Consider the following 16,293-nt stretch of genomic DNA (forward strand, 5'->3'; position numbering starts at 1 on the left):
CTGCCTTCACGCTCCTTTGGACTCGATGTTTGCGCTTTCATAAATAAAGAACGTTTTTCCAGGCAGCACTGCCCGCTCCTTCATCCATTCTTTCAATGGATTCCAGTGCACGCATTGCTGCCCACCCGGTACTATTATAGACAGCTTCATCTTCTGACCATAGGCAAATATCCGTCTAAAATAATTAATTATCAGTGTATATCCAAGCGTAGAGTATCATCGGAATCATCCGGACTCACGAATAATCAGGGATGTTTTATACGTTTGCACAACCGGGTCAGACTGCAAACCTCCCAGCCTTTGAATCAGGCATTCCGTAACATCCCTGACCATATCCGGGATACGGTTAGGCAATGTGGTCAGTTCCGGATTGGTCATCCGACTTACAGGATGATCATCGAAACCGATCACAGACACCTGCTCCGGAATGGATACCCGATACTTCTGAGCTGCCTTCAATAAACCCGCCGCTACGTAGTCACTACCCGTTATGATTCCATCCGGCCATGCTGACGAGGCAAATAATTGTTCCCCCCACGCATACCCGTCCTCCATCGTGACCAATCCTGAATGGCACTGGGAGCTTGAGCAGGGTAGTCCTGCTTCTTGATGGGCCTGTTGAAACCCGCACCATCTTTTCTCCTGCAGCCGTGTCTCATGATCCATACCAAACAACAGTTGACGATGCCCTCTGGAGAGCAAATAGGCAGTCGCCTGGTACACTGCATCCTGCTCATCCAGGCGAAAGACATCCAGCAGTTCGCCTTCCATAGCTTCATTGCAGATAATGGCCACGCCTGGGCCTGTAAACTCTTTAATTTCTTTTTCGGTGTACTGTGAGTGAGCAATAATGACCGCATCCATCTCCCGGTGCAGCAAGCGGGCATATACTTCACGTTCAAGCGTTTGGGATGACTCGGTTTGATAGATGACAACCCGGTATCCTCTGGACCCCAAAGAACGACTTAACTCACTCACGAGCTGACTGAAATAGGGATGCTCCACATCCGGAACAAGCACGCCAATGTGACGGCTCGCCTGAAGGCGAAGCTGCACCCCATGTGTGTTCCGGATATATCCCAGCTTTCGGACAGCCTCCTTCACCTTTTCCCTGCTTTCATCGGAGACATGCGGATGATTGTTCAATACCCGGGATACGGTTGATTTGGACAGACCGCTTGCACGTGATATATCAATGATGGTTGGCAAAAAAAACACCTCGTCATAAAGAATTGACCTGGGAACGTTCCCAGCCTCTAAGATACAGGTAACTAACCTTAGGAGGTATGACACAGATGGAAACGATACACATCCCGGTTAAGACCCAATATCTGATATTGTTTGATTTTGATGAAACGTATTTCCCTCATGAATGTTTGCCGGAACAGCTGGAGAGCGTATACGAACTGGAACAATATTTGAAGACATTGACATTAAGCCATCAAATAAAGACAGCCTGGATTACCGGAAGCAGTATAAAGCAGATTCAGACTAAAATGAAAATGGCCGGCATGACACATCTCCCCCATTTTATTGCGAGCAATCTGGGTACAGATCTGTGGGAGCTCTCTTCAGATGGAACATGGACTGCAATTCCTTCCTGGCAGCAAAAGATTCAAAGCTCCGGATATTCCCGCGGAGAAGTCGAAAACCTGATCGCAGAACTGAAACAAATCTACAATATTGTTCTCCATGAACAAACACAATTTGGGCAATCCGGATATAAAATGAACTACTACTATTATGCAGAATCCACAGTCAAAACCCAATATGATCTGCCTGTAATTAAACATCTGGCTTCCCGTTCAGGAATCGGAAACAACATCAATCAATGCAATCCCAAAGCAGGCGACCCCGCGGGTGCCTATGATGTCGATTTTATCCCGGCAGGGACGGGAAAAAAAGCAGCGGTTCAATTCCTGATGCAGTATAATCAGGTCCCCCCCACTAATACACTTGCCTTTGGTGACAGCGGGAATGATATTGAAATGCTCCAGACGGCAGCTCACGGTTATCTTCTCCAGAATGCCACAGCCGAAGCAAAATCATGCCATAAATCCATCGCCCCTTATCCCTACGCTAAAGGAATTTTACATGTATGCAGACAGTTCTTTCAGGGGTAACAAATTCGCAGCCAGAAAACATAAAGTACCGCCGCTTTTCCAGAAGGAGAAGGTGGCGGTACTTTATGGTTAACAGCGGAATGTTTATCCTTGCTGCTCATCCTTGCTTAATGACCAAGCATTAACAACGATGGGTATATTACGGTTCAATTCCCCATACAAGGCTGCCACCTTGATAGAGCGTGACTTTGTCCCAATCCTGATAGGATGTTTTGGTAGGATCATAGGAGTAGTCATTGCTCTCGTCAAAGTTGGACCAGTCTGTTTTGTAGATGCGAAGCTGGATGTCGCCGGACTGCCCGCCAGCAGGAATGCTGCCCGCGCCGGAAGTAAAGCTCAGCTCCACATATCCGTCTCCAAAGGTACGAACGATGTTGGCCCCGCCAACAACGGCCCAGTCAATCGCAGAATCCAGTGCCGCTGTGCCTTCTTTGGAGAAATAATAACGAATTTTCAGATCACTGAGATTAACTGCGGTGCTGCCCAGGTTTTTGATGTTGAAGAAAGGTTTGATCTGGTTGTCCGTTGCATTGCTATCTCCTGCACGGTATTGCAGTACCAGATCACTTGTCGGAACAACGACACCTGCCGGGGTTGCAGACACAGCAGCCGAGTTGGCGCTTTGTCCAGCTGCGTTCACCGCACTCACCACATAATAATAGGTTGTACCATTTGTCAGGGAAGTATCGATATATGATGTTGCAGTCACATTCGAAGCAACATTCACAAACGGACCTGCTGCGCTCAGTGCACGTTTCACATTATAGCTGGTCGCACCGGCTGAAGCTGTCCACGACAGACTTACCTGTGCATTGCCAGGAGTTGCTGTTAATGCCGTAGGTGCTGCCGGAGCCGTTGCACCTGCTGCTGGTGTTGCCATAACAGCTGACGAATTCACACTTTCACCTGCTGCATTGCTGGCTGTCACGACATAATAATACGTTGTTCCGTTGATCAGACCCGTATTGGTGTAAGTTGTTCCGCTAACATTGGCTGCAACCGTCACAAATGGACCGCTGGCACTCAGTGCACGCTTCACACTATAACTTGTCGCACCGGATGAAGCTGCCCATGACAAGGTCACTTGAGCATTACCGGCAGCAGCTGTTACAGAAGCAGGTGCTGCCGGAGCTGTGTTTCCACCTGGAGGATTGCCTCCGCTGCTCTCAGGCAGTACAGGGAAGGAGTTTTTCACCAGCTGTACAAACTGATCATGGAACCAGTGTCCGGATACCGGTGCGTTAGGCATTGCACCTGTGAGCACGCCATCCTTCGTTGTATACGTTGGATCACACATCCGGTCGAAGCCTTTACCTTCATTGTTCGGAATTTCGGAGCTGGAGCCATCGGATTCACCAGGTGGTTTTACCCATACATAAGCATCCAGATGCGCAGGTCCTGGAGCTGCCTTCGGTGCTTCACCGATACCTGCTCCACTTGCGTTACACCAGTTGCCCCGGTGCTCCCGGCGATCGACACGACCGGAGTTCACATAATCATTGATGTTGTTGCCCGTAGCTGTGGAAGGACGATTCACCCCGCCCCATCCGTTACGGCTGGTATCAATGAGGAAACCGGTGCTGGCAGGCCATCCTGCCTGTACAAAATCAGCATACAGCGCAGCTGTAAAATCAGTTTCGTCAAAGTACGGATTCCATTCATAGAACTTGGCCGAGCGAATCGGCTGTCCGCCAATATTCAGGTCCGGGTTGGACAGGTTTGGCTCGGACAACGGTGTTGTATTGGCCGTATTTGTAATGAATCCATCTGCACTGCTCAGTCCACCCAACGTTCCGCCTACCACATCGGTATACAGTGCAACCGCACCTGAGCGGTTGTTATCCCATCCAAGCCAGCCGGAGTGACCGATATCCAGGTAGTTGTATACATTCGGAATGGCGTGCAGCTTGTCCAGTGCATACTTTATTCCAGCCTCATATATACCTGTTGAAGCGGCTTGACCACAAGCTGGTGTGCTGAGGTTGGTTACCAGGTTCGGCAGACTATCCGGTTCAATGATGGCGATAATCCGGATGTCCTGATATTTCGGATCGGCAAAAATATCGGCAATAACGTCAATATAATCCGTTTTATATGTCTGCAATGCGGCCTGTGTTAAAGGAAGCTCCCCGTTAGATGCGAGGGCGTGACAATCCCGGCCTGGCAAATTGTAAATAACGAAGGACGCCGTAATCGGTACGCCTGGCTTCTTCTGGGCAAGCACAGCATCAAGATGCTCTTCCACGCTCTTGCGGCCAGCGTTCTCGGCTCCGCCATAGATGGCAGCAATCCGGTCAATCCATACCGCTGTTGGATAGGATTTTACCGTCTCCATCTGTGCTTTCAGCTTGGCATCACTGGTAAGAGCAATGGAAGTATCCACAAGCGCAGAGTAATCCTCATTGAGGTAAGCCGTTGCACCGACAAAAGGATTATTCACATGCGCTTCAGCTGCCTGCGACACGCCTGGAGACATGCCCGGAAAGATTCCTGCTGCCAGCAAGGCAGCTGCCATCATTTGTTTTACACCTTTACGCAGCAACTTCTTGCCTTTCGATTTAGTCTTCAATGTTGTCTTCATAGTTCCACCTTTCCCTTATATAAGATTGAATTGGACTCGTGTCCGCTGTTCCTCTGTGTGTAAGCAGGATGCATGGCACAAAGAGCTTCAGACCTATGGGCGTCTCGTTCACCTCCATACGAAAAATAAAAATAAAGTGCAAAAGCCAAAATAAACAATCCGTCAAGGGTATCCAGTAGAATTGCTGTGTGAGTGTGTGGGGGTCAAAACATGAGAGTGCAAAGCCATAAGAGTACAACGTGGTGGGTGTGGGTGTAGCTGAATTCAAATTCCAAGGAGCCAGGAGTGAAGGGTCCAACCTAGTGAAGCGATGACTTGTGTCACTGTTACTTTCGATGTTACCGTAAGCGCTTACCAATATTACTTTGTTAAAAATCACCTCACGGTGATTCGACTACCTGCTCACCTCCTTTATAGTGTGATTATACGACATGTAAATATTACCTGTAAATTGAATTATATAAAATTAATTATATTTTTTTCCACATTTGAAGCAGGATTTTGACATAACCTGTTATAACAAAAAAAGCCCATTACGGCTGAAAACCACAATGAGCCTTATATCGTACAAGGAAAATTCCGAAAGATAGATTTCATACCATCTACTCTTACACCTTCATGCCATCCTCTCTTCTTCCTTTATGCGTCTCATTCTATGGAATAACCACGACATCGCCCGGCTTCAGGCCGCTCACAACCTCTGTTTTGTCACCTGACTCCATCCCTGTCTTCACGTTCACTTGCTCGGTATGCCCATTCCCTTTATCCAGTAACACATAAGGCTCGGGCTGATCACGCATAATGGCCAGGCTGGATACTGCCGTTACCTTGTCCTTGCGCATCGTTTCAATATCTCCTTCCAGACTGACACCGCCATACATCCGGGCATCCGGCTTCAGATCAATGACAACATCAAACTGCGAAGCCTGCTTCAGATCGGTATCCGAGCTTTTGCGGGCGAACTTCGATACCTTGCTCACCGTTCCCGTAAATTTCAGATCCTTCTGAGCACTCATCCGTACCTGCACGGGCATTCCCGCCCTGAGTCTGAACATCTCTTCTTCACCAACAATGGTTAGAAATTTCATTTTACCCGTATTGGTAATGGTTCCTATGAGCTGCCCTTCCGTAACGGCCCGGGTTTTGCTGTCTCCCTCATTCATCTGAAAAACCCCGGAGCTTGCTGCGTATACCACTGCTTTGCTCATCATGTCCTGTTTCTTGCGGATTTCTTTCTCCTTGAGCACCAGCGCCTTCTGACTCAGCTCGTTGGCCAGACGTTTGCTTTCCCGATCTGCAAAAGCCTTCTTGCGCTCCTCCTCCGTCACACCAAGCGTTTCGGTCATGCCAGCCTGATCAATGCTGATCTGATTCATCTCTACATCCAGCTTCGCTTTGTCCAGATCACTCTGCATCTGGTCCAATTCCGTCTGTAATGCAGACGTATCCAGCGTGAACAGAATATCCCCTTTTTTCACCTGATCACCGGTCTTGACATGCCACTGTTTGATGCTGGAAGCATACGGAGCGAACACATCCGCCTGCTCGGTATACACCGATTTGCCCTTAACGAGTATCGTTTGTGTCATCGTCTCCTGCGTCACATCAAATGTAATAGGAGGTGGAATCTCGATAGGAGCCTCTGGCTTGGGTTTGTACTTCTCATACGCCCAGTATCCTGCCCCCGCCATAAGTACAATCGTAATGATGATGCCGATCCATTTCTTCATGCTCTATATTCCCTTTCACTGATAAGTTTGACTCTGAAAAATAAACTGGTGACTCTGCTCGTCCCTTGACGTCACATGGATTTAATGACGCTCAGCGCGTTGGTTCGGGATGCACTTATCGCCGGATAGATCCCCGACACCACACCCACAAGCACCGCAAACACGATCCCGAGCGGCAGCGCCGACTGCTGAATGATTACTGTCATCGGTCCACCCGTCTGATCAGCCATCTGACTGGCAAGCAGGCGGTTCACCCCATCCAGAGCTGCATATGCAATACCTACACCCGCTACACCGCCCATCAGTCCCAGCATGGCAGCCTCCGCAATGAACATCTGGCGTATCTGCCACAGATTGGCGCCCAATACCTTCATGACTCCGATCTGCTTGCGCCGCTGATGGGTAGACATAATCATGGCTACAATGATGGACAACGAGGCCAGCACCATAATAAAACCGCCAATGCCTATCGCTGCTTTCTGATACATAGCCAGCTGACCAGCCATCGCTTCCTCCTGAAACAGATTGCTTTGCGTGTTTAGCGTCAGCTTTTGAATCTGCTCTTCCACCTGCGCTACATGACTTTTGTTATCCACCTTGACCAACGCTGAATTGAGACGTTGAAGAGCAGAGCCGTCAGCCTGCTGTAGTCCCAGCTCATCCTGTAAAGCACGCGCCGTATCCAGCGGTATGTACACCTTTTTGTCGCCTTGCGCGCTCATATCATCCATAGCTGAAGGCTTTATCAGCTCACCCGATACACGGATCGATCCGCTCATTTTGGTCTTGCTTGCATTGGAGAAATCCTGATAACGGAATACAACACGCTGCTGCATCAGCTGATCCTGCTTGCCCATCATCTCGTTGTATTGCTGCAGGAGATCATTGTTATAGGGATCGGCATTCAGCTGATCAAATAGCTTCTGGGTCACCTTTTGATCTATAAATCCATAAGTCGCTCCGTAGTTCACCACAGCTATCCGTCCATTCCCTGCTCCATTCCCTTGCGCATAGCGGAATCCGAACCCATGTAACGTCTGCATCTCGGTTCCGATCACTTCCACATAGGTGCTACGACCATCGGGAAGCACCATATCGAGCATATCCAGCTTCAACATGGGAGCAACAGCAACGACATGTGGAAGGCGCTGAATAATCCGGATTTTCTCCATCGTTAGCGCGCCGCGCTCGAACTTGGTCTGACCGCCTCCGCTGCCATTTCCCGTTTTGATTCCCTCATTCGGGCTGATCGTAATTTCATCCATTTTATAGTTTGCGTTCAGCGTGTTTTCGCTGTATGTCTGAACCGACTGCCCTACACTAAGTGCAATAATCATCGCTGCTGATCCGATCGACAGACCGATCATACACAGCAATGTAACCATTTTACGGCGAATGATCTGTCCCCAGGCCATGCGCACGACATCCCGTATTTTCACTGTTCCTCTCCTTCTGCTCTGTCTTATACGCTCTGAGCCTGCTGCTCGACCAGCTTTCCCTGCTGCAGGGTCAGCACAACCTGCATCTGCTCCGCAACCTCCGCTTCGTGGGTCACGATGACAAACGTGGTCTTCATCTCCCGGTTCAGCTGCTGCAAAATAGCGATAATCTCTTCCTCTGTTTCTGTATCCAGATTGCCTGTCGGTTCATCCGCGAAGATCACCGAAGGCTCGGTGATGAGCGAGCGTGCGATGCTGACCCGCTGCTGCTGGCCGCCAGACAGCTGGGAAGGAAACAGCCCCGCCTTCTCGCCCAGTCCAACCTGCTCCAGAAGGCGAAGTGCCTTTTCTTTACGTTTGGACGGTCTGACCCCCATAAACACCAAGGGCAGCTCAACATTTTCCCGGATCGTCAGATTGGATAACAGCTCGTAGGATTGAAAAATAAAGCCAATATGACTGCGCCGAAACTCGGCCAGACGATTCTCGCTGAAACGTACGATATCCTGTCCGGCAATCCAGATCTTCCCTTCGGTTGGCTTCATTAAGCCTGCCATCAGATTTAACAGCGTTGATTTACCCGAACCTGAGCTGCCCAGCAAGGCAACCATCTGGCCTTCCTGAATCGTCAGGTTAATATCTTGCAATACAGGAACCACCCCTTGTGCATTGCGGAAGGCATGGGATACATGTTCTACATGAAGCATTCGTGCTTGTCTTCCTTTCTATTTTCCTGATTATGTATATCCATGTAACATTCTCTTCATTATAGTGTGCAGATGTAACATGGCTGGACGAAGTTGTATCCAACTTGTAACAAGTCGGCACAAAAAAGCCCTGCAGCCAAACGCATAACGCTTGACTGCAGGGCCTCTATTTTATTCGAATAGCTTGTATTATCCACTGATCTGTAGTTTCCATGCAGCAGTGATCCTGGAACCACCCTACCATGCTCTGAAGCTAAAACGATACAACTCGCTCTTTTTGGTGGAGCTGCTTACAAAAAACAGCTCTTCCTCCAACCACTTCAGCTTGATAAAATTGTCGATATTGCGGTATAACACCGTATCAGACGCCAGACTTTGATCATTCAGGAAAGCGATATGCAGCTCGTTCTTCTGGTTCTCCGTCGTATTCACGTAAGCAATCCGCGATTCATCTGCGCTCAGATCAAAATTCCAGAACGCTCCCTCAGCCAGTAAATTCAGCTTGTTTTCTTTCGCTTGATAACGGTACAGTCCCTGAACCTTGTCCACTTCTCCCAGAAAGACCATATCTCCATTCTTTAGCACCCTATACTGCTGTATCCCCTTGGCTCGCACATAAAGTGACACTTCCGGGTTCTTCTCCAATGAGACACGGTACACGGCATAATCATTTTCATGCATGACCAGCACGTAAGCCTGTTTCAGATTCTGACTAATTTCAAAAGCGTCAATCACAATGTAAGTATAACCTGATTTTCCCTCAGGTGTTTCAACACCCACTTTATTCAGCATTGCTTTGTCCGTGAAGAGAAGCTGCTCCTTCCCGGTTTTCAGATTGGTTTCAATAAACCCTCGTTCATCATGGCTGATCGATATATTATTGCCAACAAACCGTCGATAGAATGAGTTCTCTTTGCCCAGCTTGGTCCGCTCACCACTCGTCATGTCGTACACAAAGGTTGTGGGCTGTACCTGCCCTGAACGATACTGTGAATACATCAGCTTCGTTCGATCGGCGTTGAATACAACGCCATAATCGGTATTGCCCGCGATATCCTTCACCTGATTATCATTCAGATGCAGAAGTAATAATCGAAGTCCCGAATATGAGCGCTCCGGGCTGTTGACGACAATCGAATTCCGATCCTTGATATCAAAATCATAGATGGCAAAGTCATTCGGAATTTTAGTCGCCGACTCGATCTGGATTGTGCTGCTTGCTGGCGGAGCCAGCTGACTGTTGAATTGCTTGTCAGGCAAAATCACGGTGCGCGGTTTAAGCTGACCGATGCTGAACAGACTGCCGATTCCGAATATCCCGCCAACAAAGGCGATAAGCAGCCCCGAAAGCATCAGCTTGTCGCGATGTTGACGCCAAAAGCCGGTACGTTTCATGTATTTCTTTCCCCCGGCAGACGGATATGGACTTGAGTTCCTTCGCGCATGATACTTTTCATATCTACAGTTCCTCCATGACGCTCCACGATGTTTTTCACAATCGACAGTCCCAGACCTGCACTGCCCTTCTCTATTCGATTAACACCCTTCTCTTGATAAAAAGGTTCAAATACATAATTCAGCGCTTCCGCACTGATTCCCTCTCCCTGATCCCGGATCATAATTGCGATGGACTCCTGTTCACGGCTGGACTGCACCTCAATAATCGAATTCACATCACTGTACTTGACCGAGTTATCCAGCACGTTCAGGAAGACCTCCTTCAGCTTGTCCCGGTCCCCCTGCACATACAGCTCTTCCTCAAGCTCATAATGGATGCCGATATTGTACTTGCCTGCCTTGATCGACATGTCCTCACACGCTTCCCGAATAATCTCGGATACATCCACCCGTGCGAAGCGATAGTTCTCAATGACTGCCGAGGATACCGAAACCTCCAGAATATCCGCAACCATCGTGTTGAGACGGCGGGTTTCCTTAATGATATAATTCATGCCTTTGTCGAAAAAGTCCCTGTCCGTAAAGCCGTTATCCCGCAAAATCTGTGCATAGCCCAGAATGGTCGTCAATGGTGTTTTTAATTCATGCGTCACATTGTCAAAAAAAACCTTGCTGCGTGCCTGGACTTGCTTCACTTCGTCCCGTTCTCGCTCAATGACATCAATCTGCTCCCGTACCCGGTCAATCATGACCGTAAAGCTCGCAGCCAGCTCCCCGATCTCGTCCTTCGTGGCGATCTGAATATCGGCATTCAGACTGCCTTGGGCCACTTCAGCAGAACGTTTCGTGAGCACGCGGATTGGCTGAGTAATTTTCCGGGAAATAAAGATCGAGGCAATAAAAACAAACACAAATATAGCTGCTGCGAACAGCTTGATCGTATCCTGAAAACGCAAATTGCGCCGATACAGGTCGGTATAATCCTTCTCAAGCTGCACAATGCCCACCAGCTGCTGGTCACTCTGAATTGGAAACGATAGGCTCGCCATGACTCGCCCTTGATCCACCATCGTTGTATATGCAATCCGGGATTGCATGGCTTCTCTGAGATCGGGTAAAGCCGTCTGCTTCGCCAGCTTGCTTTCACTCGTGCTGGAGCCGTACTTTGAAGCATCTGGACGATAGAGAGTGATTTCACCGCCAACCGCCGAGCCGATCTGCTCCTCCAGCTCCCGGCTGCCAGCCTCCAGCGAGCCTTTGCTGATGCGTTTGTTATGGATGAGAAAATATTGATTCAGAGCGATATCCAGATTTTTTTTGGACTGCACCATATCCTCGCGCACTTCACGGTACATATTCTCCTGGGCAACCTTGTTAGACAGAATCAGCAGGGCCGAGAAGCCAATAAACACGATTACCGAGAACAGCACGACCATTTTGAACTGGATCGTCCATTTCATGTCTGCACCTGAATATTCAGCTTGTAGCCTACGCCAAACACCGTTTCTATCATCGATATGCCCTGGTCGCCGCTATCCAGCTTTTTGCGAATGCGCTGCACGTGGATGTCCACGGTCCGGGTATCCCCTGCAAAATCAAATCCCCACACCTTGTCCAGCAGCTCCGAACGTGTATGTACCTTGCGATGGTGGTTCACGAGGAAAAGCAACAGATCATACTCCTTGTTGGTGAGTCCTGCCCGTTCGCCATCCTTCCATACCTCGCGCTCATCCTTGCGTATTTCGATATGTTTGCCCAGTCTGACCACCTCATAAGACTGGTTCTCCAGCGTTTCACTGATCAGGTCGATCCGGCGGAAAATCGCACGTATGCGCGCAACCACCTCGCGGATGTCAAAAGGCTTGGTAATATAATCGTCAGCACCCAGCTCCATGCCAAGCACCTTGTCCAGCATATCCGACTTCGCCGTAATCATGATGACGGGAATTTTGGAATTCACAGACAGCTGTCTGCACACATCAAATCCGCTCATGTCCGGCAGCATCAAATCCAGCAGAATCAGATCGGGCTTGAACTCCCGCAGCAGATTCAATCCTTCCCTGCCCGAAGCCGCCTCCTTGATCTCAAAGCCTTCCTTACGGAGTGAATAGGACAAAATATCTCGAATGGATTCTTCATCCTCGATAATTAATATCTCTTTTGGTCTCATAATACATTCGTAATCTCCCTGCTCTATGAATTTCATCTGCCTATATTTTGTATCCCAAGGTGTCTGCTTGAACAGAGGAAATCAAGAAATGTTACAACTCCGATACAACTCTGAACCTTTTGGAAACAACCTCCCGCTATACTGGCATTAACGAACATCAAACCGACCGGAATCAAGGCTTGATCCATGTCCAAGGGGGATTCACATCTTATGAACCACTCACAGATCAATGATGCTTATATCAACTATAAATCAGAAATCACCAGGTATCTATCTCAAATCCTGAAACAACCACAGGACGCAGAGGACTTGACACAGGAATGCTTTATTCGCCTGATGAACGTGGCTTCACCTGTGCCTGACGATCGAATTCTATATTATCTGAAACGCATAGCACGCAACCTGGCTATGGACAGCTTTCGCAGACGTACCCGCACCCTGCGGCGTGACAGCCGGCTTGAAATCCCTACATATCATGTGGATACACATCAGATGGAGATTAACGAAGGGGTTGACGAGATTGTCTCCCATATTAACAACACCGAGCATCGCAAAATTCTGGAGCTGCGCCTGATCCACGGATATTCGATCAAAGAAACCGCAGAGATTGTCAATCGCAGTGAGGGCATGATCAAATCGTCCGTCTTTCATGCCGTCAATCGCATTCGTGCCAAAGTCATCTCGTAGAGATGGCTTTTTCTTTTATTTTCGCCGCCCCCTGCAGTCCCCTGTCACTCAATAATCCCAATTGCCTATTCACAAGACCAAATACCTAATTTTACAAAGTTAATTCTAAATTTTACATTTTGTTATGACTATGTCAGATTTTCATGTGGTAGAATATGGACGAACTTATGAATCAGCTAATATATGGGAGGGATTTGGTTGGGTAAATTGACACGTTTGCGGGGAGTCTGGTTAAAATCACTCCTGGCATTGTCTATGGCTTTGCCGCTTCAGGTCGGATTATGGAACGGAGATGCTGCGGTTCATGCGGAAGGACCGACAGATCCGGCTCCATTCATTCAAGCCAAGGTCGTTAATGAAAATGCTGGCAAAAAGGTTCTGTTTGACAACTCGCACGGACAGACAGCCGGCGCAGCAGATTGGGTCATTGATGGCGGCTTCTCCGATTTCGGGAACGCTTTGGCCAATGACGGTTATTATGTAAAGGAACTGCGCAAAACGACACCTTTTACCTATGATGATCTGAAAGATTATAACGTATTCGTTATTGCCGAACCTCAAATTCCGTTCAAAACGTCCGAACAGGCCGCTTTGAAACAATATGTGGAATCCGGCGGCAGTATCTTCTTTATTGGAGATCACTACAATGCCGACCGTAACAAAAACCGCTGGGATGGCTCCGAGGTCATCAACGGATACCGCCGCGGGGCATACGAAGACCCGGCCAAAGGTATGAGCACTGACGAACGCAGCTCCGAAGCGATGCAAAATATCACCAGCTCGGACTGGCTGTCCGATAACTTCGGTGTTCGATTCCGCTATAACGCCCTTGGTGACATCAATGCGAACATTATTGTGCCAGCGGATCAAGCCTTTGGCATCACCGAAGGTGTATCTGCTGTAGCCATGCATGCAGGCTCCACACTGGCCATCACAGACCCGGAGAAAGCGAAGGGCATCGTGTACCTGCCCAAAACCAACGCCAAATGGAATAACGCTGTAGACCAAGGCGTATACAATGGCGGCGGCATCGAAGAAGGTCCTTATGTGGCTGTATCCAAGCTGGGTGCGGGTAAAGCTGCCTTCATCGGAGATTCCTCCCCGGTGGAAGACGCCTCACCGAAATATTTGCGCGAAGAGACGGGCACACGTAAAACGACGTATGACGGCTTCAAAGAGGTCGATGATGCTGTGCTGCTCGTCAATACGGTAAACTGGCTCGCTACACAAGAAAACTACACTAAACTGTCCGAAGTAAGCGGCCTTACATTGGATACAGCGACAGCACTGCTGCCATTTGAGGAGCCTGCCGCTTCCACCGAGCCGCAAGCCGAGCCTTGGGCTGCACCTGCTGCCGGATACAAATGGTATGACCGCTCCACGTTCAAGCCAGGCTCTTATGGGGGTCCTGCATCGAGTGCGAACGCGGCATACAGCTTCGTGAAGCAGGATACGCTGCCTAACGCAGAAGACTTCCAGATTCGTGTCGTTGTTGAAAATATGGCCCCTAATACAACGGTTTCCGGTTATAGCGCCGGAATCTATCTGACTGGCGGGACACAGGTAGCCATGATTCAGAATGAAAATGGTACATGGCCTAGCTCATACGGATACAGCGCAGCGTTCAGCGTAACATCGGATAGCAAAGGTCGTGCGATCAAAGACTTGAATGTACGCATCAAGCCGGGAACAAACGGCAATGCCAGCCTGCGTCTGCGCCTAAACGGCAGCAACCTGATCACGAATGCTGTGAGCATTGCCAACGTGCCTGCACAGCCGCTGCCAGAGGAAGAAGGACCGATTCCGGCAGCGATTACGGTTGCTGAAGCACGTACTAAGGCAGTGGGCACAACGGTAACGGTGGAAGGTGTGGTCACAAGCAAGCCGGGTTTATTTGGCGGGCAAGCCTTCTATCTTCAGGATGACACCGCAGGAATCTATGTGTTCCAGAACACCAGCGGCTTCACTGTGGGCGACAAAGTGAAAGTGACTGCACCAACAACAATCTATAACAGTGAATTCGAGTTAACGGATGTGGTTGCGATTGAGAAAACCGGGACTGCTCCTGTCCCGGCTCCGGCTCTCGTTACCACGATCAGCGATGCCAATCAGGGGCAGCTTGTTCAATTGAAAAACGTGACGGTTCAGAACATCATTAGCGCCACGCCTGCCGGTTCATTTGAATTCGATGCGGTAGCCGAGGAAGGCACAAGCACGCATGTCCGCGTGGATACACGAACAGGTGTAAGTGAGACCAGCTTCCCTTATGCTGCTGGTGACAAGCTTGATATCACGGGCATTGCAGCGATTTTCAAAGACGTATATCAATTGAAGCCTAGAAGCCTCGATGATATTGCAGCTGCGGAAGAGCAAGGTGGAGGCGAAGGGCCTTCCACTCCAGCTGAAGGAGCACCGGGTAAACCGGTGCTTTCGTCCGATAACGGATATGCGAGCGGATTGTCCGATGGCTCCTACACCGTAAGCATGAATCTGTGGTGGGGCGAAAATGCCACTGAGTACAAGCTTTACGAGAACGGCGTGCTCGTGGATACGCAAAAATTAACGGCAGCTTCCCCATCTGCACAGTTTGCGAAAACAGCGATTACCGGCAAGGGGAACGGAACCTACACCTATGTTGCCGAGCTGATCAACGCCAAAGGGGCTACTCGCAGTGACGAGCTGACCGTTAAAATTGCGCATGCCGCTCCAGGTAAAGCCGTTCTGTCTCAGAACAACTGGGATGGCGATGGTGACTACACCGTAACGATGAACCTCTGGTGGGGCACCAATGGAACCGAGTATCGCCTGTATGAAAATGATGTATTGATCGACACGCAATCGTTGACTGCCGCTACGCCTTCTGCACAAATGGCAAAAACCGACCTGAGCGGTCGTGCCAACGGAACGTACACGTACCGTGCGGAGCTTGTGAATGCTGCAGGTGTGACCAGTACGGAAACGATTACGGTTCAGGTAAGCAAAGGAGCTTTGCCACTCGCGAGCTAGTTTAAAAGTAACGCAAGAATCAGAAGTAAACGTAGGATTAAAGGTAAACGCCAGGATAACGGAAGTAACAGCAGTAGTAAAAGAGCAGAATCAGCTGTGTAAACCAGGCACCCCTGGGACGCAAGCTGGAACGCGAGCTGCGACGCGAACTGGGACGCGAACTGCGACGCGAACTGCGACGCGAACTGCGACGCGAACTGGGACGCGAGCTGGGACGCGAACTGCGACGCGAACTGGGACGCGAACTGCGACACGAACTGCGACGCGAACTGCGACGCGAGCTGGGACGCGAGCTGGGACGCGAACTGCGACGCGAACTGGGACGCGAACTGCGACGCGAACTGGGACGCGAGCTGGGACGCGAACTGGGACGCGAACTGGGACGCAAACTGGGACGCAAACTGGGACGCAAACTGGGACGCAAACTGGGACGCAAACTGGGACGCAAACTG

Annotated in this window: 12 protein-coding genes; 3 read left to right on the forward strand and 9 right to left on the reverse strand. The window is 49.5% G+C overall.

The features are described 5' to 3' along the window. Window positions 1-6: 6 nt before the first annotated feature. Together ACQSGY_RS29250 and ACQSGY_RS29255 are read right to left on the reverse strand one after the other, a co-directional pair. The gene (locus ACQSGY_RS29250) at window positions 7-150 is read right to left on the reverse strand and encodes a hypothetical protein (RefSeq protein WP_427182082.1); all 144 of its coding nucleotides are present in this window, start codon (window positions 148-150) and stop codon (window positions 7-9) included. A 75-nt stretch (window positions 151-225) separates the two neighbouring features. Further along, window positions 226-1,209 carry a LacI family DNA-binding transcriptional regulator gene (locus ACQSGY_RS29255; RefSeq protein ID WP_427182084.1) on the reverse strand — a complete coding sequence of 328 codons (984 nt, stop codon included), beginning with the start codon at window positions 1,207-1,209 and terminating at the stop codon, window positions 226-228. Window positions 1,210-1,295: 86 nt separating this feature from the next. Here ACQSGY_RS29255 and ACQSGY_RS29260 point away from each other — a divergent pair, with 86 nt between their 5' ends. Further along, entirely contained in the window at window positions 1,296-2,123 is an 828-nt protein-coding gene (locus tag ACQSGY_RS29260; protein WP_427182085.1) for an HAD-IIB family hydrolase, read from the forward strand. Between the two features lie 139 nt (window positions 2,124-2,262). On the opposite strand, the gene ACQSGY_RS29265 is transcribed toward ACQSGY_RS29260, so the two are convergent. The 7 genes from ACQSGY_RS29265 to ACQSGY_RS29295 form a co-directional block, all read right to left on the reverse strand. Continuing rightward, the gene (locus ACQSGY_RS29265; protein ID WP_427182087.1) at window positions 2,263-4,704 is read right to left on the reverse strand and encodes a glycoside hydrolase family 6 protein; all 2,442 of its coding nucleotides are present in this window, start codon (window positions 4,702-4,704) and stop codon (window positions 2,263-2,265) included. Window positions 4,705-5,357: 653 nt separating this feature from the next. Then, window positions 5,358-6,434 carry an efflux RND transporter periplasmic adaptor subunit gene (locus ACQSGY_RS29270; RefSeq protein ID WP_427182089.1) on the reverse strand — a complete coding sequence of 359 codons (1,077 nt, stop codon included), beginning with the start codon at window positions 6,432-6,434 and terminating at the stop codon, window positions 5,358-5,360. Between the two features lie 71 nt (window positions 6,435-6,505). Next, window positions 6,506-7,873 (reverse strand): ABC transporter permease, encoded by a 1,368-nt coding sequence (locus tag ACQSGY_RS29275; RefSeq protein WP_427182090.1) that lies wholly within the window; start codon window positions 7,871-7,873, stop codon window positions 6,506-6,508. A gap of 23 nt (window positions 7,874-7,896) precedes the next feature. Next, window positions 7,897-8,580: an ABC transporter ATP-binding protein gene (locus tag ACQSGY_RS29280; RefSeq protein ID WP_145403616.1), complete on the reverse strand. Its 684-nt coding sequence runs from the start codon at window positions 8,578-8,580 to the stop codon at window positions 7,897-7,899. Window positions 8,581-8,817: 237 nt separating this feature from the next. Then, window positions 8,818-9,975, reverse strand: a complete 1,158-nt coding sequence (locus ACQSGY_RS29285) for a hypothetical protein (RefSeq protein ID WP_427182092.1) — start codon at window positions 9,973-9,975, stop codon at window positions 8,818-8,820. Further along, window positions 9,972-11,438 carry a sensor histidine kinase gene (locus tag ACQSGY_RS29290; protein ID WP_184189264.1) on the reverse strand — a complete coding sequence of 489 codons (1,467 nt, stop codon included), beginning with the start codon at window positions 11,436-11,438 and terminating at the stop codon, window positions 9,972-9,974. Before ACQSGY_RS29290 ends, ACQSGY_RS29285 begins: the two co-directional genes overlap by 4 nt. Then, a complete protein-coding gene (locus tag ACQSGY_RS29295; RefSeq protein ID WP_110898261.1) occupies window positions 11,435-12,148 on the reverse strand; it encodes a response regulator transcription factor in 714 nt (237 codons plus the stop codon). The genes ACQSGY_RS29290 and ACQSGY_RS29295 overlap by 4 nt, the downstream gene beginning before the upstream one ends. Window positions 12,149-12,358: 210 nt before the next feature. Between ACQSGY_RS29295 and ACQSGY_RS29300 the strand changes: the two genes are divergently transcribed. Beyond that, the gene (locus ACQSGY_RS29300) at window positions 12,359-12,835 is read left to right on the forward strand and encodes an RNA polymerase sigma factor (RefSeq protein ID WP_427182095.1); all 477 of its coding nucleotides are present in this window, start codon (window positions 12,359-12,361) and stop codon (window positions 12,833-12,835) included. A 183-nt stretch (window positions 12,836-13,018) separates the two neighbouring features. Further along, window positions 13,019-15,841, forward strand: a complete 2,823-nt coding sequence (locus ACQSGY_RS29305; RefSeq protein WP_427182096.1) for a DUF5689 domain-containing protein — start codon at window positions 13,019-13,021, stop codon at window positions 15,839-15,841. Window positions 15,842-16,293: the final 452 nt, after the last annotated feature.

It is taken from the genome of Paenibacillus sp. TC-CSREp1, from assembly GCF_050171015.1.
Lineage (GTDB): Bacteria > Bacillota > Bacilli > Paenibacillales > Paenibacillaceae > Paenibacillus > Paenibacillus silvae.

What these genes read in the sequence shown, in the direction of transcription:
- ACQSGY_RS29250 (WP_427182082.1), bottom strand. Translation starts at nt 150, where the DNA reads ATGAAGCTGTCTATAATAGTACCGGGTGGGCAGCAATGCGTGCACTGG.
- ACQSGY_RS29260 (WP_427182085.1), top strand. Translation starts at nt 1,296, where the DNA reads ATGGAAACGATACACATCCCGGTTAAGACCCAATATCTGATATTGTTT.
- ACQSGY_RS29265 (WP_427182087.1), bottom strand. Translation starts at nt 4,704, where the DNA reads ATGAAGACAACATTGAAGACTAAATCGAAAGGCAAGAAGTTGCTGCGT.
- ACQSGY_RS29270 (WP_427182089.1), bottom strand. Translation starts at nt 6,434, where the DNA reads ATGAAGAAATGGATCGGCATCATCATTACGATTGTACTTATGGCGGGG.
- ACQSGY_RS29280 (WP_145403616.1), bottom strand. Translation starts at nt 8,580, where the DNA reads ATGCTTCATGTAGAACATGTATCCCATGCCTTCCGCAATGCACAAGGG.
- ACQSGY_RS29285 (WP_427182092.1), bottom strand. Translation starts at nt 9,975, where the DNA reads ATGAAACGTACCGGCTTTTGGCGTCAACATCGCGACAAGCTGATGCTT.
- ACQSGY_RS29290 (WP_184189264.1), bottom strand. Translation starts at nt 11,438, where the DNA reads ATGAAATGGACGATCCAGTTCAAAATGGTCGTGCTGTTCTCGGTAATC.
- ACQSGY_RS29295 (WP_110898261.1), bottom strand. Translation starts at nt 12,148, where the DNA reads ATGAGACCAAAAGAGATATTAATTATCGAGGATGAAGAATCCATTCGA.
- ACQSGY_RS29300 (WP_427182095.1), top strand. Translation starts at nt 12,359, where the DNA reads ATGAACCACTCACAGATCAATGATGCTTATATCAACTATAAATCAGAA.
- ACQSGY_RS29305 (WP_427182096.1), top strand. Translation starts at nt 13,019, where the DNA reads ATGGGAGGGATTTGGTTGGGTAAATTGACACGTTTGCGGGGAGTCTGG.